The sequence below is a fragment of the Pseudoalteromonas sp. DL-6 genome, assembly GCF_004328665.1.
GTDB lineage: Bacteria > Pseudomonadota > Gammaproteobacteria > Enterobacterales > Alteromonadaceae > Pseudoalteromonas.
This window is the reverse complement of record NZ_CP019770.1, coordinates 681,715-704,226: the sequence shown is the minus strand read 5'-3', so window position 1 is coordinate 704,226 and position 22,512 is coordinate 681,715. Positions and strand designations below refer to the sequence as shown.

Genomic DNA, 22,512 nt, shown 5'->3' with positions numbered 1-22,512 from the left:
GCTATGTGTGTTGTTATTAGGATTTAAAACCCGCGTACACTACCTTAATTTTTTATAAAAAACTCTACTAAAACGTTAAAAAAGGCTAAAAAACACGTTTTTTAACGACATTTTAACAACTATTTAAAACTCATCGGAGCAGAAGTGTGCTATTAGAGTATATACTCTAATAGCATTGATTCTCATTTGCATTGACTTGGATTACGTTGCAATTTACACTACCAATGGAATCACCAAGGGAGAAAATAGTGATCATTTTACTTATTATTGCAGGGCTTATTTTTTGTGGTTTAAGTGTTTATTTCTTTTATAAAGCAAATTATTGCGCGTGTACGCAAGCTGGTAAATGTGACAATCCTGTCAATCACTATTGGTTAGCGGCCATTAGCATGGCGGTTATTGCTTTGGTTTTTTGCTGCTTTGCACTGCATGTAGAATTAGGCACGTTACTGTGGATAACGCTAATGGGAAGTTGCTTTTTAGGTGGATATATTTCTGCTAAAACAAACAGAAAAAGACGATGCAAAAAAACTAAAGCAGTAAATGCTCTTTTAAAAGTCGAGGCAAATTAATTTTATAATCAGCGGGTTTGACACTTGCTTGTATTTTTATTTCATTATTGTTTAAGCTCAAATCAATATCTTTTGCGGTAACATGATGGTTATGTTTTGCGTTATAAAAAAGCTTCACTTTAGGTTTGATTGGGTTTGAATGATTCCCCTCTAGTACCAAGGCCAACCGTTCATTGGTTAACTTAACAATAGTACCCACCGGGTGAACACCTAAGCACTTTATAAATAGCTGTACTAACTCTGCGTCAAATAGCTGTTTATTAGCCAACAAATAACGTAGCGCATTTATAGGCTCATCCCCTTCTTGATGCGGTCTGTCTGCGGTGAGTGCATCGTACACGTCAACAATCGCCAAAATTCGAGCAGGACGACTTATTTTGCTTTCATCAACTCCTCGAGGATAACCAGAACCATCAAGACGCTCATGATGGTTTACAATCATATCTAACATTAAAGTGGTGATACCTTTTGCACCTTTTAATAACCCTAAGCTTTGTGCAACATGCTTTTTTATTGCCGTCATCTCGTTACCTGTAACTTTGCCAGGTTTAGAGAATATTCCTTGGGGTAATTTGGCTTGCCCTAGGTCATGCATTAGTGCACCCATTGCAAGCTCCTGCACGGCTTCGCGTTTATACCCTAAGTATTTAGCGAATACCGCTGTAAAAATGGTGCAGTTGATCATATGACGCCAGTTATAACTATGCTTATCTTTAATGCGAGTTAAAATGGTCATAGCATGTTCATTGCGAAATACTGAGCTGACTATTTCATTACTTATCTCATTAAGTGCATCAGTATTCAGTGACAAGCCTGAGGTTAAATCACCAAAAATATTCTGTAGTTTTCTGTTGTGGGCATCATAACTAACGCTGGCTTTGGCAAACTCTTGTTGCAAGCTGACAACTCGTTTTTTACTGGCGGGCTTGTCTTGATTTGTAGCAGCGGCTTGTGGTTTTTCTTTTACTTTATATTTAGCCGGTACAGCCACATCACTTTTTGTAAAATCAATAAGAAGCTCTAGCACTCCTTCAGTAATTAAACGCTGAATTATAGATTTATCACGAACCAAACCGCTGGTTTTAATTTTTATACCATCCACACTCTCCTGCTGCTTGGTCACGCTATTTACGTACATGCCGGGGATAAGTTCTGATATAGGTAAGGTAACTAGCATAAATGTGAGGGTTTCTATAATTAAGGAATATTTACTCTAAATAGCATTATTTAGCTATAAAAGTCTAGTTTTTGAGTTTAGGGTAATAATAAATTATTAACACTAAAAATCTTTACAATTATTGATAATAAACCATAAGTACGGCACTGAGTATACGCCTAACGGTGTAAATTAGATTGCTACAAACATTATTTAACGGGGAATAAAATAGTGAGCTAATCTAAATAGCTATTATCGTTTCAAGGGGGGAAGTAAAACGCAAATGGCGCTCTCGGTAGGGATCGAACCTACAACTCAGCCTCCGGAGGGCCACGTGATATCCATTTCACCACGAGAGCACATTTGTTGCCGCCACATCAACTCGCGATATCAATGCTTTAGCATGCGCAATAATAAAGGCATCTTTATATAAATACCAGCATGATTCGTTTACATGTCTATAATTTAAACTATTCACTTAACAAAAGGTAAAAAAAGCGCTATTTATTTATATTCTATAAAAAAACAGTAACGCTTTAGACACATATTATCTATTATTGTCACTGGACGGAAAGATTAAACACGAGGAAGTAATTATGAAGTTAATGTCAACAGAACAAGTTGCTGAGTTTTTAGGCGTAAAGGCAGAGCGTGTTAAACGTCTTGCTCGAGAAAGCTTATTAATCGCTAAATCTGAAGATGATAATGGCGAAATGCAATTTGACGCTGATGAAGTAGCAAAATACAAAGAGCTAGCAGAACGCTTTGGTGGGCTTTAACTACCCACTGATGCTATAAGCTCATCTAATTGCGCGCGCAGTACAACAACCTTGTTGTTGATGGCGCGTTGCTCATACCAGCCAATGCATAACAGTAAATAAACTATCTGGTAGCACTCAAGCTTGTGCATAGATAAGTAAAATTGCTCTGATGGCGTATATGCTTGATAACTTTTAAGCAAAGCATGCTTAGTTGCACTATCTAAGTTAAAACTAACGGCTAACGCAGCAAGATCAAAGTAAACATCATTTTTTTGAGCGTATTCAAAGTCGATTAAATACACGCCCTGCGGATTAACGACTATATTTTCTTTCACTAAGTCATTATGGCAAAAGCCGTGTTCTATGGGCATATTGGCAATGCTTTCTAGCACTTTATCTATGTGCTTATCAAACTCTTTAAACACCACTAAATGCCGATAGGCTTGCAATTCAAGTGCGATATTCATCGTTTGAGTATCTGTCGTATGTGCATGTACTTTAACCAGTTTAGCAAGTAGCGGCATAGCTAAATAAGACTCTGCAACCTCTCCCTCTATATAATTAAAAGCCGCACGTTTATTTTGTTTATCAAGCCAGATAGGTGCAGGGCAAACTTGCTGTTTGCTGAGTTCACACTGAGCTTGAAGCGCGAGTTCTGGCCAATATGATTGATAACACTTTAATAAGTAAGATTGAGTGTCAGTACGTATTAAAAAGTTATCGTTACTTAAACCATTAACCAAGTACTCTGTTGAGGTTATTATACTAGGTGCTAAAAACGCACTACAAATATTAACTAACTGAGAATGCGGGTTCATAAATTAGAGTTGCGCCATTGGTTTTGCTTGGCTTTGCTCATATTCTTCGTACCACGTTTTAAACCCCCACGCCGCCATAATAGTATAGAATATAAAAAGCACGAGTGTTGGGTAATAACCCTTTTCGTAATACAAATACATTGATGCGGCATCAATCACTATCCAATATAGCCAATTCTCGAGTACTTTTTTAGCCACGAGATAAGTAGTGACTACTGCAAAGCAGGTGGTAAAACTGTCTAGGTAGGCAAAATCTGCATGGGTGTAATTTTGCATCACGTAACCAATCGCTAATGACGCTAGGGTGGTTAATACTATTAAAATGATATGTCGGTTCACAGGCCACGATGTAATCAACCGTTGCGCTTGATTAGCTTTACCTTTTCGCCACACAACCCAACCAAACACGGCCATGTACATATAATAAAAGTTCAGTAATGACTCCATTAGCAACGCGCCATTCCAATACATAATGGTATAAATAAGCGTACTAAAAAAAGCCGCAGGCCAGCACCATAAATTCTCTTTTATGGCTAATAATAAATACGCCATTGATAAAGCCACCGCAATATACTCCCAATGCGACATGGCAGTGAAACCACTAAGTATTTGCGTTATAAAATCCATCATTATAAAACGACCGTATTTGTTAGGAGGTTATTCGGGAGATAAATCGCCCGAGATAAATTTACACACAAAGATAGCTTTACCAAATTGCTCGTATGAATGTTTAATCTCTGTACTGATCACTTGCATTACTAAGTCATAATCACCAAATATTTGAGTCGACATGGTATTCGTGATCACTTTGAGCTCTTCATAGGCATTTACTCTGTCGATAAAGCCTTTAATAAAGGGAATATAATCTTGGTGAAGCGGGTATTTACTGATCTCTACTGATAATTTCATTTCAAACTCAACTTTTTAATTATTTGATTTCAACTAATCATTCAACGCAACTTAAATACAGTGTAAAATTACACTAACACTCAATTTAACTGAGCTTATTATGGCACGCAGAATTACCTATACTTTTAAAAATCAACCGCGCGAGATTAACTTCGCAAAAGATAAATACCACGATATGTATCAGGCTATTGCGGCTGCTGAGGGTATTGATTTAACTAACTACTTAAACATGGTACGCCAAATTGAAATGACCTCTAAAGGGTCATCAGCTGTGCGTAACTTTCGTGACCAAGAATTTGCGCGTATGGGCTTTAGCGATATTTACTTTATAAAAGAGTAGCCATACTCATTAAGCTAACATCACGTTCATGTCAGCAATGTAAACTTACCGCATATCTTTAATAATAAATATTATCGCTGGTACTCATAACTTACGCGCGGTGTAATATTACACAATAACTCGTAAGAAATGGTATCAGCACATTGTGCAATCTCTTCTACTGGTAACTCGGGTCCCCACATAATCACCTCATCACCCACTTCGACGTTGTGCACGTTATTACCTATATCAAGGGTGATCATGTCCATGGCTACACTACCCACAATACCGTAACGATGACCATTTATAATCACAGGTGTGCCTTCTTTCGCATGACGCGGATAACCATCACCATAGCCCAGTGCAACCACAGCCAACATCGTAGGTTTATCACTTTGCCAGCGACCGCCATAGCCTACTTGCTCATGTGCCCCCACATTACGCACTGCTATCACCTTAGTAGTTAAGCGCATTACAGGCTTTAATTGATGATCTTTACCTGTGTGATTGGCCATAGGCGATACACCGTAAAGCATTAGCCCAGGTCGAACCCAATCACCATGACCACTCGGCCACGCTATAATTCCTGCTGAGTTCGATAAACAATGGGCTTGCTCAACCTCTTGGGTTAAATTATCAAACAAAGCAATTTGCTGCACTGTTTTAGTATTTTTTACATCATCGGCACAGGCAAAATGGGTCATTAAATTTATTTTGTTTTGTGCATTTTGGCTGGCTTGTAGGCGCTGATAAAACATATCAAACTGCTCAGGCGCAATACCTAAACGATGCATGCCGGTATTTATTTTTAACCAGCAATTTAAGGGCGCATCTAGCTGCGCACTTTCCAACATTTTTAGCTGTATTTCGTCATGAATAATAGTTTGAAAATTATTCGCCAGTAGAATAGGTAAGTCTTCTTGATGAAAAAAACCTTCTAGCAACACAATCGGTTTTGTAAGGCCACCGGCACGCAGTGCTAACGCTTCATCTATACGCGCAACCGCAAATGCATCTGCTTCATTTAAGTGCTGCGCAATAGTGACTAAACCATGCCCATATGCATTCGCTTTAAGCACGGCCATGACTTTACTATTGGGCGCAAAGCGTTTTACTTGCGCTAAGTTATGTTCAAGCGCGGTTAAGTTAATTTCAGCAGTGGCTAAGCGCATTAGTAATCATCATCTACAGCAGGCCCCGCATAATTATCAAAGCGAGAAAATTGACCTTGGAAAGTTAGGCGCACTTTACCAATCGGACCGTTACGCTGTTTACCGATAATAATTTCGGCAATGCCTTTTTCAGTACTGTCTTCGTTGTATACTTCATCACGATAAATAAACATGATCAAATCGGCATCTTGCTCAATAGAACCTGACTCACGTAAATCTGAGTTAATTGGACGTTTATCAGCACGTTGCTCTAGAGTACGGTTAAGCTGCGATAGAGCAACAACCGGACACTGCAACTCTTTCGCTAATGCTTTGAGTGAGCGGGAAATTTCGGCAATTTCTAAAGTACGATTATCAGACAGACTAGGTACACGCATTAATTGCAGGTAATCGACCATGATCATACTAATGCCTCCATGATCGCGTGCTATACGACGCGCACGTGAGCGAACATCGGTAGGTGTTAAGCCTGAGGCATCATCAACGTACATTTTGCCTTTCTCCATGAGTAACCCCATGGTTGATGAAAGGCGCGCCCAGTCATCGTCATCTAGCTGACCAGTACGTACTTTGGTTTGGTTAATTCGGCCAAGGGACGCCAGCATCCTCATCATAATTTGTTCTGAGGGCATCTCTAGTGAGTAAATAAGCACCGGCTTGTCTTGAGTCATTGCGGCATGTTCAGCAAGGTTCATCGCAAAGGTGGTTTTACCCATTGATGGACGCGCTGCCACAATAATTAAATCAGATGGCTGCAAGCCTGTGGTCATTTTATCAAGATCAGCATAACCTGTACTCACACCGGTCACACCATCTTGTGGTGATTGATAAAGCTCTTCTATTTTATCAACGGTTTTTTCAAGTATATTGTGAATGCTTTGCGGACCATCGCTGCTTTTTGTACGCTGCTCAGCAATTTTAAATACTTTACTTTCAGCAAAATCCAGTAAGTCGTGACTAGTTCGCCCTTCTGGGTTAAAACCTGCTTCGGCTATTTCATTGGCAACGCCAATCATTTCACGTACTACGGCGCGCTCGCGCACGATACTCGCGTAAGCGTCAATATTAGCAGCACTTGGGGTGTTTTTTGCTATTTCGGCTAAATATGCAAATCCACCAATACCTGACAACTGATTATTTTTTTCTAAACTCTCAGAAATAGTGATTAAATCAATTGGATCGCCAATTTCAGCCAGTGCTGTCATCGCCTCAAAAATAAGCTTATGGGTACGGGTATAAAAATCCTGTGACACAACAAGTTCAGCTACGCGATCAAATGCTTGGTTATCAAGCATTAAACCACCTAAAACAGATTGTTCAGCTTCTATTGAATGGGGAGGAACTTTAAGAGTGTCGACTTGCTTATCTGGTTTGGCCATAACTTCACAGTACTAAAATTGAATAGCTCTATTCTATCGACTTGGCGGGGCTGTGCAAATAGCAAAGCAGGAAATCTTTTCCTGCTTTTTGTTACTTGAAATAAAATGGGTGTTTATTGGCGTTTAAGTTCGATAACACCGCTAATAGTATTCATTTCTACGCTAGCATCTGTGCCATTAGTATTAAACTTAATTCCACTTGCAGGGCCGTATTTGGCTTTTTGCACTTGATCGTCAGTTAACTGGTTGTCAATTTTACCGCCAGCGTGTGCTTCTACCTCAAATTGTGCTGATAAATCAGCAGGGAAATAAAACGCAGCGTTGCCACTAACAGATTCAAAGCTCACATCAGCATCACTCAGAAGACGGTTAATTCGCACCTTAACTTCGCCATTTACGGTGCTTATTTGTAATTCTTTTATGGCATCTAGATTAAAGTTGATATCGCCATTTACGTTTTCTAAGCGAATATCGTTGGCCGTCGAGTTTGATGTAATATTGCCATTAACTGCGCTAAAACGAACTTCACCGCTAGATTGCTGATCATCAATCGAACCATTAACGGTTTCAAATTGAACTTTACCGTTAAGTGCTTTTGCCTTGATGTCACCATTTACACTGGTCAGCTTAATATCACCATTAAGATCATTTACAGTAATAGCCCCATTAACTACGTCAATTTCAGTGCCTTTTTGTAACTCTTTGGCCGTTACCGACGCATTAACACCAACAAATTCCAGCGCGCTACTTTTTGGCATAAAAATAGTGAGCGTTGAACCATTGTTGTTATTATCCCAATTAGAAAGTTCAGGCATTTTCACGATAAACTGAGTTTTATTGCCTTGTGTTTTAAGAGTATAACCTTGTGCCTTATCATCAAGTTCACCCGTTACTTTAAACTGGTTTTTATCCCAACCCGTTACTTTAATGTCACCGCGCTGGTTTTCAATATGGATCACTCCAGCATTGGGTACCTCAATTTGCTGATCTATTTTTTCACCAGCAAATACGGCCATGGGTAATAAAGCGATCCCTAATATTATTGCTTTCATTTATTTCTCCTATATGTGTTGCCAACGAGGTGCATGCACCTTGTTAATTAAATCGAGTTGTTGTTGATAAACTTGCGCTAGCATAGACAGTAGCGCTTTGTTTTTCGGTTCATTTTCAAGTGTTTTCTTTATTGCTTGCTCTGCGTCTTCAAGTTCTTGTAACTGCACTTGCCAGTTATCGGTCAATGCTACTTGGCTTTGATATTGAACTAGTAAGCTTTGTTTTTGCTTAGTAAAAAATTCACTCATTGCCACAGCGGTATTTGCCTCTGGTGCTTTAAATAACACCACCGCACTCACTAAAGCCGCGGTAAAACATGCAGCAATAGCGGTGAGTTTCGGCCAATATTTATTAGTATTTATAAAGGGTTGATTATTAGCTATTATTGCGCGCTCAATTCCATCCCACAGTTCTTTTTTTGGTGGGATACTTTTATCTAACTGGGTTAAAGACTCATTTAAATAGTCATCAAAATTTGTTTTACTCATTTTCGTACCACTGCTTTAATAATTGCCTTGCACGATGATATTGCGCCTTACTAGAGCCTACCGCCATGCCTAATAGGGTTGCAATTTCTTCATGCCTGTAACCTTCTACTGCATACAGTACAAATACCATTCTTGCTCGCTCAGGCAGCCTAACAATTAATTTATCCAGTCCATTTAGTCCGTTACAGTCATTTGCAGTTTGTTCATCCATACCGCTTTGCTCAAAGCTAATTACTTTATTAAGCCAATGTTTTTGCCTACGTACATAACTAATAGCAATATTACTGGCGACACTATAAAGCCAAGTGGAAAATTGCGATCGCCCATCAAACTGCGTTATTTTTTTCCATACTTGTACAAACACTTCTTGGGTAGCATCTTGCGCATGCCCCTCATCCGCAATGAGCCTCAGGCATAAGCCATAAACTTTTGCTTTATGCATGTCATAGAGCGCTTTATAGGCTAACTGGTCGCCATTTTTAACTTGATCAATAAGCATTTGCTGCACTTGATCAGTTATTGGCTGATTAGCGTCCATTAACATCGCAAATTTTTCCTATTTATAATTATGTAATTGCAATTTAACTTATTAGACGCGCAGAAGAATAGAAAGGTTTAAATAAATAAAAAATAAAGGGACCTGAGTCCCTTTATATTATTATTAAGTTTAATGATAAAACAAAATGAGTTTTAAATAATCGGCTCATCCTCTGGCACTTTGTAATACCAACCTAAAAACACGATTTTAGGTTTCAAATTACCACCGGGGCTATTATTGGCATTTAATAACGCCGAATCAAAGTGAATACCACTTCCCCCATTTGCGTTTATTGACGCTCCACGGACCGTACCAAATAAGGCACCCGAGCCAGTTAGTTTAACCGAGGTAAGAGGTGCATAAATAGCGGCATATATTTGTGAATCGCTCTGAATTAATATGCCATCGTTGCCAACAAAAGAAGAAAACACCTGAAAAGCGGGATGCCCACTTGGCGCTAACCCCTGATCTTCAACAATCACTTTTGCAGATGCCCCAATGTTAAATTTACCAGTAGTAATAATAGTTAAGCTACTACCCGCTTTAACCGTTATTTGGGAATTGTTTTGCATATCAAATTGACCATCAACAACCCAAACAACATCGCCACCATCAATAGTCACGGCAGCATTATTGGAAAGCTTTAACCCTGTAAATCCAAAAATATACTCGCTTGGTGCTGCATCTGCTGGTATTTGTGGTAAACCACTAAAAATGAATACTTCATCTGTTGTTGCGGTTAAATCACCAAAGCTGCCACTAATTGATTGACCTTGCTTAGGTTCAAACGCATAAACATCTCCACCACCTAAGGTAAAGTTAGTGTAACTAGTAGTATCATCAATTAAATTAATAACCCGTGCTGGAATATTAATTGGGTCGCAGCTAGTGTCTGGGTTAGTGGGATCATACCCAGGAAGAGTAGGATCAGAGGTAGAGACAGCCTCAACTTCGGGGTTTATATTAAATTGCACTGCGGTGTAAGCACTTCCGCCTTGAGCATGGGCACTGTCGCCAAAACTTCCGGAGCCACCATATAATATATCCAGCCCTTCTGCATTTATATTATCTATAAAAGTACCTCTTGCCATATCAACATTCCCGTTGACACGAACATACCCTGTAATATGTCCGCCACCACGCTGGTAAGAAAAATCGCCTTGAGTTCGAACATTCCCTTCAACGCGCAAAACACTAGTATCTCTGCCGCCAGAAATTTCTACCCCACCATTTGAGTGTATATCACCTAAAATAATACCGTCATTCTGTAAGTAGACAACACCAGTAGCTTTAATGTCACCTCGGATAGAATCACCGCCCACACTTACATCAGCGTCTTCATTAATAGTAGCAACATCACCATCACTGGTGTTTGTTTCATCATAAGTACCCAAATCAGAATCATAGCTGTCTATAACACCACTACCGCGTAAATTTAAGCCAACACACCCTACTAGTGCATTAGTAAACAATGAGCCTGGAGATGCCGGCACAAACCCATAACGTGCAACCAAATTACTTTGCGCGTCGTCATCATAGCGGCTACCTTGACTGGTGATTTCTATTTCACCCGCGGCATTAATCGCAACCGATGAGCTAAACTTTGAATCGCTTACCTCACCAGTACCTGTTATAACCCCTGAATCAGCAACCATCTGAGCCATATCTAAACTGCTGTCATCGTTAAGCTTTTGCTGCATAGCTTGGGCTTGTTCAAAAACACCTTTTTCAGCCAACAAGCGACTATTAATTTTCTTTTGAAAATTACCACTTAATCGTTCTTGAACCACGTTTTCTCTTAATGAACTCAGCACAACAACACTTGAAATACCAAGTAAAATAAGGACTATAACCAGCGTAAAACCTTTATCACTAATACGTTTCATGAGCCGAATACTCCTGATAAAATAACGCTAGATACAGCTATATTCATCTCCACTGCATTATTAAACTGCCTAGGTAATCCCTCCGGCTTAATATTTACTGTAACCACATTATTATTGATACTAAAACTTAATGTCTCTACGCCCGTTAACAACCTTTCGGGAGTGTCTGCATCTTTCGCACACATTAAGTTATTGTTCTGTAAGTAGTAACGTTCAACAACAGCAACACTAGACACATCACCATTGCACGTGATCACTCCAGCTGGCATGGTATAGGTAATAGTCATTCCGTCAGCCGATACCACTGGCAAATCAAATGATTGCTTAGTACTTCTTGTCAAAACCGTATTACTGTAACGCAATACCTCTTGTGCATTTTCAAGCTCTTTGCTTACTTGAATACCACTTTTTATTGCCGAGTACGACAAACTAACACCTGCTAGCAAAAAAGTGCCTGCAGCCATTGCAACCATTAACTCAACAAGGGTAAACCCTTTTGCAACTCGCCAGTTTTTCATGGGCATTCTCCACTAATGTCAGGATAAGTTGCATTTAAAGTAATTTGATTAATTACATTATCGGTTAGACGCTCATCCTGCCATGAAATACTGACTTGCATTTCATTGGCGTAACTAGCCGGTAATGACAAACTATAATCGGCAATTTGTGGAGCTAATGACGCTTTAAAAGCAACATCATTAAAAAAGTCGGGGTTATCTTTTTGCAGGGTACATAAATGAGGCCATATTTGCTCTATGGTATTTTGAGCCTGAATTAACGATACCGTATAGTTAAAACTATTAGTAGCATACTGCAATGACTTCAGCTGAGCTGCCGCTAATCCCAACAATGCAATTCCTGCTACAACAACAGCTATCATCACTTCAAGTAACGTAAAGCCTTTTTGCAACTTCATCATGCGCACCCATTTAAAGACACATCAGCTAACCAACTCTGCCCACTTTTTAAAATGCACAGATAATAATCTTTTGTATCGCTAATGCCATCTTTAACCAATATAGTAGCAGCAGCAGATACTTCACCTGTTGCTTTTACTTCACGATCTTGTAGGTTAATTTCTATATTAGAGTAATTAGAAACAAACTCACGCAACACTTCATCAGAGCCACTTTCAGAACTAACTACCTGCCACTTTGTACCTGCAGTAACTAGTTTAAGATTAACTTCTCGCTTGGCCGCTTCGCTTCGTGCATATTTATATACGCTAATTAATTGGTTAGCCGTTGTTACTATTCGGTCTTGTTGAATCTGCTTTATAAAGCTAGGCACAGCCACTGTCGCTAAAATACCAATGATACTCAGCACGACACTTAGCTCTATGAGTGTAAACCCTCGCGACTTTTGCATTTTATTTACTCCCAACAGTCAGTGCCTTGTGCCTCAACACTGCCATCATGCTTAATTATTAATGCCCCACATCTGTCCGCAGCTTGAGCAGATCCTGTTTTAGGTGTTGCCTTCAACGAGTAACCTCTGTTTTTAAAATCAGCCGTAGCGCCTGTTACTTTATTCGTGGGTGTATAACTAAACGTATAATATTCAGTGTTAGCAGCTGCATCAAACGCATTAGGGTACCCACCATTACGAGAGTAAACTCGTTCTAGCGTGGCACTGTATTGTAATATTTGCTGCTGCACATCTGCACGCCGACTTCGCTCTAAGTAACTTTGATACGAAGGCAACGCAACGCTGTAAAGAATACCTATAATCGCCACTACAATTAAAAGCTCGACTAAAGTAAACCCAGCACAAATAATTCTTTTGTTGTAATTTATTAACATTGATCAAACTTTTATAACCATAAAGCACTAATATAGCTCATACCATAGTTTTGTCAATATTGCAAAAAAGGAACAGAATGAATTAATATACTGAATTTATTAAAGTTAAAGCGGTTTAACTTTTTTAAGAACTTTTAAATGGGGTAGGTTGTTTGTATATATAAGAGAGTAATAAAAACCTGAGTTCTGAATAGTAAATTAATTAGTATCAATTCGCTTGATGAAGTGAGCTATTTTAAGGAAGGAAAATAGTGTCGATAACAAGGCAAAAATTTCGTTATTTAGTTGTTCTAAATGAGGCGTTTTTAATGCAGCTAGCATCTGATTTAGCCCCTCAAAATGATTAAGTATTATTGCGGATTGGTGTAACCAAGCTGCTTTTAGCAAGCTCAAAGCTATTGGGGAAAGTGCCTTTAATTTTGATCAAAAAAAACCGTGCCTAAGCACGGTTTTTTTAACTTAATTTTAAAAAATTAAGCTTCAGCAATAACGATTACTTTAATAGTAGCTGTTACGTCTGAGTGTACTGCGATTGCAACGTCAAATTCGCCAGTCTCACGGATAGTACCTAGAGGTAAACGAACTTCTGATTTAGCAACTTCAACACCAACAGCTGAGATAGCGTCAGCGATGTCACGAGTACCGATTGAACCGAATAATTTACCTTCGTCACCAGCTTTAGATACCAATGTAACTTCAGCTAATGCTTCAAGTTTGTCAGCGCGTGCTTGTGCTGCAGTTAACTGTTCAGCGATTTTTGCTTCTAGTTCTGCGCGACGTGCGTCAAACGTTTCAATGTTTGCTTTAGTTGCAGGAACTGCCTTACCTTGTGGGAAAAGGAAGTTACGTGCGAAGCCAGATTTAACTACAACCTGGTCACCTAGGCCACCTAGGTTAGCGATCTTATCTAGTAGAATAACTTGCATGTTTCTACACCTTTTAAAAACGTGTTAATCCGCTGCTTACTTATGTAAGTCAGTGTATGGAAGAAGGGCTAAGTAGCGAGCACGCTTAATAGCAGTTGCTAGCTGGCGCTGGTATTTAGCGCTAGTACCTGTGATACGGCTAGGTACGATTTTGCCACTTTCTGTAACATAGTTTCTAAGAGTAGCTAGATCTTTGTAATCGATTTGTTGTACGCCTTCCGCTTTAAAGCGGCAGAACTTACGACGTCTGAAATAACGTGCCATGAGATTAATTCCTCAAATAATTCTTTCTATATGCTGAGCATGCAAAACCAATTGGCTAAGGCCGTTACGACCTTCGTGGCGATTTAAAAAACCACTCACTTGCAATGCCTGCCCAACGTGCAAATGTTGAGTCTGTTGTTGCATTTGCTTACCACTGGCAACCACCTGAAGCCTAACATAACTATTACGGTTAAGATCTGCTTCAACTTGCATTGATTTATGTTCTACAACAAAAATACAATGCGGTATGCCCGCGGGGCTTTGGCTAAACTTGGGTGTTTTACAAACTACCCCAGATATAACCAGCTGATTCGTATATGGGCTAACCATTATAGTAACTGCTGACTACGTGCCATGCTAGGACTCAAAACAATTAAGCAGCTGGTGCTTCTTTCTTCTCTTCTCTTACAAGAGGAGACGCTTCAGTTACAGCGTTTTTAGTACGCATAACTAAGTTACGAAGCACTGCATCGTTGTAGCGGAAAGTAGTTTCTAGCTCGCTGATTACTTCAGTTGGTGCTTCAACGTTCATAAGAACATAATGAGCTTTATGAAGCTTGTTGATTGGGTAAGCCAGTTGACGACGGCCCCAGTCTTCAAGACGGTGGATAGTACCACCTGCTTCAGTGATAGAACCAGTATAACGTTCGATCATACCAGATACTTGCTCACTCTGATCAGGGTGAACCATGAATACGATTTCGTAATGACGCATGGATATTCCTTACGGTTAATAGAGCCTTCTACCGTTTCGGCCGGTCGGTTTAAGGCAAGGAATTAATAGTTTAAAAGCCGAAATGAGCGCGCATTTTACGCTTAGTAGGATAATTAAGCAAGCAGGTTTTTTAAGCTTTGATAGATAAGTGTTAAAGGTTTCGGGTTTCGGGTTTCGGGTTTCGGGTTTCGGGTTTCGGGTTTCGGGTTTCGGGTTTCGGGTTTCGGGAAGACATTATTGGATGCTCCCTTTATATCAACAAATAAAATAAAAATAAGTGTTTAATATTTACGAGGTAGACGCCGAGCTTGAAATGCATTGCTTTAAATTATTTAAGCTCTACATTTACTTCTAAAATATAAACATTTACTCAAACCTAAAGCCGTGCAATTATCAAGCAACACATTATTAAATAAGGATATTTATGAAGCTTTTATTATCGCTTGTATTAATACTTACTTTTAGTACCTCTTTTTTAAGCTATGCAAACACCGCTACAACCGACATAACCGTGGGTAAAAAAGTCATTCTTCAATCAAAAATACTTAACGAAGACAGACCTCTCAGAATTTTCATACCTGAAACCGTAAAAGACGATCAGCCGCTTTACGTTATTTATTTACTTGATGGTGTTGAACACTTTCATACGGCGTCTGGCGTAATCAAATCCCTTGTTGATTACGATCAGATACCTAATGTTATGCTTGTTGCTATTGATACAACTAACCGTGTTCGTGATTACTTACCCAAAGTACAAGGGGAGCCTAAAACTGAGTTTCAAACCTTTGTTAAAAGTAAATGGCCTGACGCAGGGCAAACCGATAATTTTTTAAAGTTTGTGTCTGACGAACTCATGCCCTATATAAATAGCAACTACCCAACTAATGGTTACAACACCTTAATTGGTCATTCTAATGCTGGTACATTAGCGCTTTATACTTTAGTTAATCAGCCGGAATTATTTAACAACTATATAGCCATAAGCCCAAATAGTTGGTGGAGTGATGAAGAGTTAAAAAGTAATATCACTAAATACACTAAAAACCCTAAAGGCGCTCAAGCGTTATTTATTAGTGTAGCAAGTGAAGGCGCACGCTTTTATACAGGTGCATTAAATACTTTAGTAAATTTAGAGCAACAAATGCCCACGCAGCTAAAATGGGAATATAAGCATTACCCCTCTTTTACTCATATGGGCACCATACTTCCAGCACTTAGCGATAGCTTAATTCACTTATTTAGCGACCTAATATTTAAAGTGACTGACGAGCACGGAAAATTCGCTGATGTATCATTGATTACCGGTTATTACCAAGCACTTAGTGATAAGTACGGGTTTGAGCTTAAAATTCCACAAGATGTGTACGTAGAATTTGCCCACCGCCAGCAAAAATTTGGCAACACTAAAAAAGCGATAACGACGCTTAAACACTTTACTCGCGATTACCCAAATGCAGCTTACTCCCACATGCGATTATCGCAAGGCTACACGGCTGACAAACAGTTTAAAGAAGCCGTTACCAGCATGACACACGCACTAGAACTTGCTAAACAGAACTCGCGAGACCCACTGTTAATTGATGCACTACAAGATATGGTGAATGAAGCCCAAGCCAATTTGTAACTAATTTAACGCAAAGCGCTTTTTAATTAACGATAGTAATTACGAGCTATGCTCGTCGCGCCGCCAAGCTAAACGCCTACAGGTGAAATTAAGCCAGTGTTAAACTTTGCATGTAGACGCTGAAATTGCTCGCGTGAAAAGCGCAGCTTTTAATCTGTTTTAAAGCTCCCCGTTACACCTATTAATAACTTTTAGAGCCTGTAAAGCTAGCCTAATGAAAAAGCTACACTTCTTTTAGTATACAAACCTTCTAGGTCTTTCTCATAAAAAGCTTTATTAGATTTAACATGCTCGACCCATACATTAAACGTTTTACGTGTAAAATGTATTTTTTCGAACTTTAAATCAATAAAATCATATAACTTTGAATCTTCCAAAGACTTAGAGCCAATTACACTAATGACATCACTACGACCAAAAAAGTCCTTTAATTTTGAAGATTGCGAATTTATAAGGGTTAAGAGCTGCTCTGTTTGAGTGAAGAGAGTGCCAAGAGTCGCTGAATCAATTTCTATAATTCTATGTATAGGAAAGAACAGGTTTTTATTATTTACTTCTTTCCTAGTCGATTCATGCAAACTCTGCCTTTCTTCAAATAAATTAAAGATGAGCTGCAAATTATGCTCAAGAGCACATACTTTTTTATAAAAACTAAAGTCATCTTTATCGGATATTATTTTTGTTAAAAACTCTTGAGATAGCTTTTCTACTTTAGGTAATCCAGTTACGAAACCTCTTAACAATACACACCTGAGAGGATTTGATTTTTCCTCCGCATATGCTGATTTCATGTTAAGCAATAAATGGTATTTACTTTCAAGATTAGAAAGTATAAAAAGCTTGTTTCTTAATACATCTATTTCCTTTTCTTTTTTTGCTTTGTACTCAGTGAACAAATAAGCACCAACAACAGATATGACAGGCGGTATTAAATATTTAAACGATTCACCAATCAGTGGGTTAGTTAATATCACCATCACCATATAAACTAGCAAAGTCATAAACAATGCAAAAATTAAATATTTTAAACGCATATAGCTTCCTTACTTTTCTACAAAATATTTTCATACGCAACTTACAAACTAGCTTTACTGATAACTTACAACTAAAAACTAACCACTTTACCTGTTGGATTTCGCTTCGCTCTTCCCAACCTACGTTATTTTCCAATCGCTTCTTTGGCGAATAGGTGTTTGATTGGGCCTAAGTTATCAACGAGTGAAAGCCCTACTCCCCGAATCAGCTTTTTAACTGGGTTTGCGCCTTCAAATAGCTCTTTTAGCCCTTGCATCATGGCGATGTGTTTTTGTGCGTCGAGCTTGCGAGTACGCTCGTAATCACGCAGTGTGCGCGTACTGGCAAATTCTTTGGCGTCTTTACTTAGTAGCTCTATTAAATAAGCGGCATCTTTTAGACCTAGGTTCATACCAAGCCCTGCTAATGGATGAATGGTATGCGCTGCATCGCCCATTAACACCACCTTGCCATTAACCCATTGTTGGGCGTAACGCATTTTAAGTGGGAATGCGGCGCGCTTACTTTGTACTTCACATAAACCGCATTGGCCATCTATGGCAGCCATAACTGCTTTATTAAAGGCGGTGTCGTCCATTGCTAACAATTCATCGCAATGATTGGGGCTGGTTGACCACACAATTGAATGAGTATGCTCATCGCTTAGTGGTAAAAACGCTAGTGGCCCGGTTGGTAAAAACACTTGGCGTGCGGTATTTTCATGTGACTCTTTGGTTTTAACTGTCGCTACTAACGCATGGTGATCGTAATCTTTAAAGCTCAGCGCCATATTAAACTGTTTACGAATCGCTGAATTTGCGCCATCAGCCGCCACCAGCAACTTAGCAATAATAGGTTCGCCAGTTTTTAAATTAATAAATACATCAGACTCACTTTGATGTATTTGCTGATACTCAGTATCAAACATCACTGTGGCATTACTTTGTTGCTCAAGCTCTTTTATTAGCGCAAAGCGAATAATATCGTTTTCAACTATGTGCCCTAAATGCTCAAGCTCAAGTTGCTCGTTATTAAAGGCTATTTTTCCAAAGCTGTCGGCATCGCGTACATCCATGTGCGTATAAGCACAAGCACGCTCAGCAATTATGTGTGGCCATACATTTAATTGCTCCAGCAAGGTTTGGCTGGCAATACTTAGTGCACTAACTCGTAAGCCATAATCATCACTCGGTGGAGCTTGAGCTGGCGCAGCATCTAACACAACCACGCTAATATCCGCTTTAGCAAGCCCGAGCGCCAGCGTTAACCCAACGCAGCCACCACCCACTATACAAACCTGTACTTGTTTCATAAACGTGTACCTTGTTTAACTTGCCCCATTAATTGCTTTGCTAATGGAGCTTTTAATACGGGGAATAAATCCATTGAAAATAGCCCAATACTGCGACCAAGCGCTAACACCCGTGATGAGTTTGAAAAAAGTCGAACCAAGGCATCTGTCAATGTCATCACAGTGTTTATATCATCGCTGCGCTTAATTGAATATTGACGAGTAAAAGCATAGCTACCTAAATCATTTTCACTGTTTGCCATTAAGTTACTCAGCACTTGTACATCTCGCAGCCCTAAATTAAAGCCTTGCCCTGCAATTGGGTGAATGGCGTGTGCCGCGTTGCCTATTACCACAGTACGATGCGCTGTTAACGATTCTATTTGCCCATAAACTAGAGGGTAACTAGCGCGCATACCGACTTTTATAAACTGTCCTGCACGATAACCAAAGGCAGTTTGCAGCGCACTTATAAAATCTGGTTCACTTAGCGACATATACTGCTCAATATGTTCTTGGCGCATACACCATACTAACGAATAGCGGTTATTACTCATGGGTAATAAAGCCATTGGGCCATTTTGGGTAAACCGCTCAAACGCCTGATGATGGTGCCCACCAGCGACTTCTATATTGGCAATAATCGCACCTTGTTCATAAGGCTGGGTATTGAAGCCGAGCCCCAATAAATTACGGGTTGGCGATTGTGCACCGTCGGCAATCACCAGCAGCTTAGCACTGAGTTTTTCGCTACTTTGTAATGTAAGTTCATTACTATCGGCGTTTTGTTTTATCGCTGTTACGCTATCTGGGCAAAAAAGCGATATGTTTGATTGCATTAAACGCTGATGCAGCGCTCTGCCAAATGGGTTTACCTCTACCACATAACCTAATGAGGGTTTTGCAAACTCCTCACACTCTATATGGGTTTTACCAAAGTGCCCTTTGTCTGACACACTCACTTTTTTTATGGCCGCAGCATAGGGAGCGTTCATTTCAAATAAATTGAGGCTTTGTAGATATTCTACCGACTGCTGGGCAAGTGCGATGCTTCTGTCATCAAAGCTTGGGTGATAATCAGTGGTTACTTGATTTGCTTCAATTACAGCAATATTTAAGCTGGGATTTTTTTTACTTATACTTAGAGCACAACTTGCGCCAACTAAACCACCACCAATTACTACAACATCAAACTGCTTAGCCACTTTTATCTCCAAGCTTATGCGTTTTTAGCGCTTTGCATTAGCGCTTCTATTTCACTAATTGTTTTAGGCACGCTAATGGTTAAGTTGTCGTGACCTGAATCAGTTACTAATAAGTTATCTTCAATACGAATACCTATACCTTGGTATTTTTGAGGCGCATTTGAGTCTTTACTAATATATAGCCCAGGCTCTATGGTCAGCACCATACCAGCCTCTAAGGCGCGCTCCTGGTTATTAATCTTATAATCACCCACATCATGAACATCAAGTCCTAACCAGTGACCAAGACCATGCATGTAGTATTCTTTACAGGCACCTTGTGCCATTAACTCATCAAAATCGCCGGTTAAAATACCTAAATCGAGTAACCCTTGGGTTAGTACTTGCATAGCGAATTTATTTGCCTGAGATAAGAGGCCACCGGGTTTTATTTCGCTAAAAGCGACTTCTTGCGCTTTGAGTACAATATTATAAAGCGCAGCTTGCTCAGTGCTAAATTTACCGTTAACCGGGAAAGTACGCGTTATATCGGCGGCGTAGCCTTGTAGCTCACAGCCTGAATCAATCAGTACTAAGTCGCCATTGTTTAATACATCGCTATTTTGGGTGTAGTGCAAAATATTGGCGTTATCGCCACTGCCGACAATAGTGCCATAAGCAGGATGTGGCGCACCGTTCATTGCATAGTGATGATGAAGCTCTGCCTCTAGTTGAAACTCGGTTGCGCCAACGTGGGAAAAACGCATGGCTCGCATGTGTGCTCGAGCGCTTATTTCACAGCCCTCACGCATAATGTTAATTTCGCCTGGCGATTTAAATAAGCGCATTTCATGCAATAAAGGGCGAATATCTTTAATTGTACTCGGTGCTATATCCCCTTTTTTAGGGGCACTGCGCAAAGTGTTGAGCATTGAAAATACTTTGCCATCAAAGGCAGGATACGTCCCTTGTGCATAAAATAAAATCTGTTGGCCGTTCACCAAATTCAATAATTGTTCATTTAGCTCACTAAGTGCATAAGTTTTGTCGAATAAGTATTCGCTTTGTGCTTTTTCAAAACCAATGCGCCTGCCGTGCCATACTTCTGCAAGTTTGTCCTTATCTAAACAAAATAATAGTGAAGGCGTATCACTGTTCTTACAAAGCACCAACACGGCATCGGGTTCGTTAAAACCAGTTAAGTAAAAAAAGTCACTGTCTTGTCGAAACGGATAATGAGTATCACGGCTACGCGTGAGTTCTGTTGCTGCGGGAATTATAGCAATACTGTTATTATCCATTGCCGCCAATAAACGCTCGCGGCGCGCTTTAAACTCTGACTTTTGTATTTCAACCATTAATAACTAACCCATTACTTTTATTGTGTTGCTCAATTAATGCAGTGTTTTTTTGTTGCTTTGTGGATTTTGCTCTTTGCCTAGCTCAGCAAAACACAGAAGCGCCGATACGCGGACGTACTCAATCACTTCATGCAGTGCTTGGCTATCTTCTTCGGTTTCTTCAAAGGTTGTATCTAGGCGTGTAATTTCGCTAAAGTCACTGATCACTTCTTTTACATCTGCCGACAGCTTGCCATAGTCTTTTTGCTTTAAGCCAAAGCCCAACATAAACCCAGCTACCCATGATACGAGCCCATTGGCCTGATCGATGAGTGTTTCGTCATCACTAGGTAAAAACAAGTCAAATTGAAACTCTTCGTTATTAAAACTTTCAACCACTTGTTGATAAATTTGGCCAAAAAACTGCTTTAAATCGTTGCTAAACGACTCGCCATCATTAAATACATCGCTCAATAAGCCTAAGTATTCTTTATCATCAATGCTTAACCCACAAGCAAGTAAACCGCTAATAACGCCATGCGCTTCTGCGGGTGATACAAATATTTCGTTTTTCTCTAAAAGAAGTTGGGCTTTTTCGTAATCTGGTAAGTTATTCATAATGACGTCTTCGCTTTGCTAATTAAAGCAATGCTACCACTCGATAAAAAGCAACTCCAATGAATTCTATGACTGAGGTCAAAAGCAAGCGATTGAAAAGCTGATTAAGTTCAAAAAGCAATCTTAAAAGTAAATACAAGATTAGGGTCTGTTGACCCTTCAAGGTTAAATTTGCAGCAGTCTGTTTGGTATTTAGGCAAGGCAGAGCCTATGTGGTGTGGTTATTCCCCATAAATAGGCGATAACGCAGCATCAATGCCAAACAGGCGCTGCCCTTCGGGTTCTGCCTAGGGGCGATTTACTCTTTGTTGCTCGGTTTTTACTTAGCCCACTAGGTTACAAACCTCGCGCCGCGATTAACCCCCCCTAGTTTGAACAAATTTTAATCCGTAAAGGTCAACAGACCCTAAATTTGCAGGAAAACTGAGCGAACAGTGTAATTTTTTACGATTGGGGTTTAAGGATTGGAATATGTCTTATATACTGAATTTGTTCCCTGGGGTGCAGGAGCTTGGTTAAGTCCCTGAGCCGATAAATTTTATACCAGGATTTTTGTTCGTCTACTATTGTGCAAGCTCGGCATGTACCGAGAAGCCTACGGTAAACCGCAGATTTCCGCCCTGAAACCTCAAGGTTTCAGGACTGACACCGGGCACCGCATGCTCGGGGAACACCTTCCTTTA

Annotated in this window: 27 protein-coding genes, 1 tRNA gene and 1 other RNA gene; 5 read left to right on the top strand and 24 right to left on the bottom strand. The window is 39.7% G+C overall.

The features are described from left to right. Window positions 1-248 precede the first annotated feature (248 nt). Window positions 249-572: a hypothetical protein gene (locus tag B1F84_RS03280; protein ID WP_131690559.1), complete on the top strand. Its 324-nt coding sequence runs from the start codon at window positions 249-251 to the stop codon at window positions 570-572. Here the strand turns inward: B1F84_RS03280 and B1F84_RS03275 are convergent. Continuing rightward, window positions 532-1,749: an HD-GYP domain-containing protein gene (locus B1F84_RS03275; protein WP_036984879.1), complete on the bottom strand. Its 1,218-nt coding sequence runs from the start codon at window positions 1,747-1,749 to the stop codon at window positions 532-534. The genes B1F84_RS03280 and B1F84_RS03275 overlap by 41 nt on opposite strands. Before the next feature lie 263 nt (window positions 1,750-2,012). Next, window positions 2,013-2,087, bottom strand: a tRNA-Arg gene (locus tag B1F84_RS03270). A gap of 237 nt (window positions 2,088-2,324) precedes the next feature. On the opposite strand from B1F84_RS03270, the gene B1F84_RS03265 reads away from it, so the two are divergent. Then, window positions 2,325-2,507, top strand: coding sequence for a hypothetical protein (locus tag B1F84_RS03265; protein WP_008110377.1), 183 nt, complete (start codon window positions 2,325-2,327; stop codon window positions 2,505-2,507). On the opposite strand, the gene B1F84_RS03260 is transcribed toward B1F84_RS03265, so the two are convergent. The 3 genes from B1F84_RS03260 to B1F84_RS03250 are packed head-to-tail and all read right to left on the bottom strand — an operon-like array spanning window position 2,504 to window position 4,216. Next, window positions 2,504-3,307 carry a phosphotransferase gene (locus tag B1F84_RS03260; protein ID WP_131690558.1) on the bottom strand — a complete coding sequence of 268 codons (804 nt, stop codon included), beginning with the start codon at window positions 3,305-3,307 and terminating at the stop codon, window positions 2,504-2,506. The genes B1F84_RS03265 and B1F84_RS03260 overlap by 4 nt on opposite strands. Window positions 3,308-3,310: 3 nt before the next feature. Further along, a complete protein-coding gene (gene pnuC / locus B1F84_RS03255; RefSeq protein ID WP_008110380.1) occupies window positions 3,311-3,934 on the bottom strand; it encodes a nicotinamide riboside transporter PnuC in 624 nt (207 codons plus the stop codon). 30 nt (window positions 3,935-3,964) lie between these two features. Further along, on the bottom strand, window positions 3,965-4,216 hold the full coding sequence (locus tag B1F84_RS03250) for a hypothetical protein (protein WP_008110382.1): 252 nt from the start codon (window positions 4,214-4,216) through the stop codon (window positions 3,965-3,967). Between the two features lie 100 nt (window positions 4,217-4,316). On the opposite strand from B1F84_RS03250, the gene B1F84_RS03245 reads away from it, so the two are divergent. Next, window positions 4,317-4,556 carry a DUF2960 domain-containing protein gene (locus B1F84_RS03245; RefSeq protein ID WP_004588463.1) on the top strand — a complete coding sequence of 80 codons (240 nt, stop codon included), beginning with the start codon at window positions 4,317-4,319 and terminating at the stop codon, window positions 4,554-4,556. Between the two features lie 71 nt (window positions 4,557-4,627). Here B1F84_RS03245 and alr read toward each other — a convergent pair whose 3' ends face one another. The 14 genes from alr to rpsF form a co-directional block, all read right to left on the bottom strand. Continuing rightward, window positions 4,628-5,707 carry an alanine racemase gene (gene alr, locus B1F84_RS03240; protein ID WP_131690557.1) on the bottom strand — a complete coding sequence of 360 codons (1,080 nt, stop codon included), beginning with the start codon at window positions 5,705-5,707 and terminating at the stop codon, window positions 4,628-4,630. Then, complete coding sequence (gene dnaB, locus B1F84_RS03235) at window positions 5,707-7,086, bottom strand: replicative DNA helicase (RefSeq protein ID WP_008466131.1); 1,380 nt, start codon at window positions 7,084-7,086, stop codon at window positions 5,707-5,709. Before dnaB ends, alr begins: the two co-directional genes overlap by 1 nt. 113 nt (window positions 7,087-7,199) lie before the next feature. Continuing rightward, window positions 7,200-8,138, bottom strand: a complete 939-nt coding sequence (locus B1F84_RS03230) for a DUF4097 family beta strand repeat-containing protein (RefSeq protein WP_008110389.1) — start codon at window positions 8,136-8,138, stop codon at window positions 7,200-7,202. Between the two features lie 9 nt (window positions 8,139-8,147). Then, a complete protein-coding gene (locus tag B1F84_RS03225) occupies window positions 8,148-8,627 on the bottom strand; it encodes a hypothetical protein (RefSeq protein WP_131690556.1) in 480 nt (159 codons plus the stop codon). After that, complete coding sequence (locus tag B1F84_RS03220) at window positions 8,620-9,171, bottom strand: RNA polymerase sigma factor (protein WP_008110393.1); 552 nt, start codon at window positions 9,169-9,171, stop codon at window positions 8,620-8,622. The genes B1F84_RS03225 and B1F84_RS03220 overlap by 8 nt, the downstream gene beginning before the upstream one ends. A gap of 146 nt (window positions 9,172-9,317) precedes the next feature. Beyond that, entirely contained in the window at window positions 9,318-11,051 is a 1,734-nt protein-coding gene (locus B1F84_RS03215; RefSeq protein ID WP_131690555.1) for a pilus assembly PilX N-terminal domain-containing protein, read from the bottom strand. Next, window positions 11,048-11,569: a type II secretion system protein gene (locus B1F84_RS03210; protein WP_131690554.1), complete on the bottom strand. Its 522-nt coding sequence runs from the start codon at window positions 11,567-11,569 to the stop codon at window positions 11,048-11,050. The genes B1F84_RS03215 and B1F84_RS03210 overlap by 4 nt, the downstream gene beginning before the upstream one ends. Continuing rightward, a complete protein-coding gene (locus B1F84_RS03205) occupies window positions 11,566-11,967 on the bottom strand; it encodes a prepilin-type N-terminal cleavage/methylation domain-containing protein (RefSeq protein WP_008110399.1) in 402 nt (133 codons plus the stop codon). The genes B1F84_RS03210 and B1F84_RS03205 overlap by 4 nt, the downstream gene beginning before the upstream one ends. Then, the gene (locus tag B1F84_RS03200) at window positions 11,967-12,419 is read right to left on the bottom strand and encodes a GspH/FimT family pseudopilin (RefSeq protein WP_008466123.1); all 453 of its coding nucleotides are present in this window, start codon (window positions 12,417-12,419) and stop codon (window positions 11,967-11,969) included. Before B1F84_RS03200 ends, B1F84_RS03205 begins: the two co-directional genes overlap by 1 nt. A gap of 5 nt (window positions 12,420-12,424) precedes the next feature. After that, the gene (locus tag B1F84_RS03195; RefSeq protein WP_008110403.1) at window positions 12,425-12,853 is read right to left on the bottom strand and encodes a type IV pilin protein; all 429 of its coding nucleotides are present in this window, start codon (window positions 12,851-12,853) and stop codon (window positions 12,425-12,427) included. 473 nt (window positions 12,854-13,326) lie between these two features. Further along, window positions 13,327-13,779 carry a 50S ribosomal protein L9 gene (gene rplI, locus B1F84_RS03190; RefSeq protein WP_008110407.1) on the bottom strand — a complete coding sequence of 151 codons (453 nt, stop codon included), beginning with the start codon at window positions 13,777-13,779 and terminating at the stop codon, window positions 13,327-13,329. Window positions 13,780-13,815: 36 nt separating this feature from the next. Continuing rightward, the gene (gene rpsR / locus B1F84_RS03185; RefSeq protein WP_002962753.1) at window positions 13,816-14,043 is read right to left on the bottom strand and encodes a 30S ribosomal protein S18; all 228 of its coding nucleotides are present in this window, start codon (window positions 14,041-14,043) and stop codon (window positions 13,816-13,818) included. Between the two features lie 12 nt (window positions 14,044-14,055). After that, on the bottom strand, window positions 14,056-14,373 hold the full coding sequence (gene priB, locus B1F84_RS03180) for a primosomal replication protein N (protein WP_008466122.1): 318 nt from the start codon (window positions 14,371-14,373) through the stop codon (window positions 14,056-14,058). A 43-nt stretch (window positions 14,374-14,416) separates the two neighbouring features. Further along, window positions 14,417-14,758, bottom strand: a complete 342-nt coding sequence (gene rpsF / locus B1F84_RS03175; protein ID WP_008110420.1) for a 30S ribosomal protein S6 — start codon at window positions 14,756-14,758, stop codon at window positions 14,417-14,419. Window positions 14,759-15,182: 424 nt separating this feature from the next. Here rpsF and B1F84_RS03170 point away from each other — a divergent pair, with 424 nt between their 5' ends. Beyond that, window positions 15,183-16,382 carry an alpha/beta hydrolase-fold protein gene (locus tag B1F84_RS03170; protein ID WP_131690553.1) on the top strand — a complete coding sequence of 400 codons (1,200 nt, stop codon included), beginning with the start codon at window positions 15,183-15,185 and terminating at the stop codon, window positions 16,380-16,382. A gap of 206 nt (window positions 16,383-16,588) precedes the next feature. Here B1F84_RS03170 and B1F84_RS03165 read toward each other — a convergent pair whose 3' ends face one another. From B1F84_RS03165 to B1F84_RS03145, 5 genes are all read right to left on the bottom strand, one after another. Then, entirely contained in the window at window positions 16,589-17,416 is an 828-nt protein-coding gene (locus B1F84_RS03165; protein WP_131690552.1) for a hypothetical protein, read from the bottom strand. 125 nt (window positions 17,417-17,541) lie between these two features. After that, complete coding sequence (locus tag B1F84_RS03160; protein ID WP_131690551.1) at window positions 17,542-18,708, bottom strand: FAD-dependent monooxygenase; 1,167 nt, start codon at window positions 18,706-18,708, stop codon at window positions 17,542-17,544. Further along, window positions 18,705-19,892 (bottom strand): 2-octaprenyl-6-methoxyphenyl hydroxylase, encoded by a 1,188-nt coding sequence (gene ubiH, locus B1F84_RS03155; protein ID WP_131690550.1) that lies wholly within the window; start codon window positions 19,890-19,892, stop codon window positions 18,705-18,707. The genes B1F84_RS03160 and ubiH overlap by 4 nt, the downstream gene beginning before the upstream one ends. A gap of 14 nt (window positions 19,893-19,906) precedes the next feature. After that, entirely contained in the window at window positions 19,907-21,229 is a 1,323-nt protein-coding gene (gene pepP, locus B1F84_RS03150) for a Xaa-Pro aminopeptidase (protein WP_131690549.1), read from the bottom strand. A gap of 36 nt (window positions 21,230-21,265) precedes the next feature. Next, entirely contained in the window at window positions 21,266-21,829 is a 564-nt protein-coding gene (locus B1F84_RS03145; RefSeq protein WP_008110427.1) for a UPF0149 family protein, read from the bottom strand. Window positions 21,830-22,319: 490 nt separating this feature from the next. Here B1F84_RS03145 and ssrS point away from each other — a divergent pair. Further along, window positions 22,320-22,503, top strand: a non-coding RNA gene (gene ssrS, locus B1F84_RS03140) — 6S RNA. The last annotated feature ends 9 nt before the right edge of the window (window positions 22,504-22,512 follow it).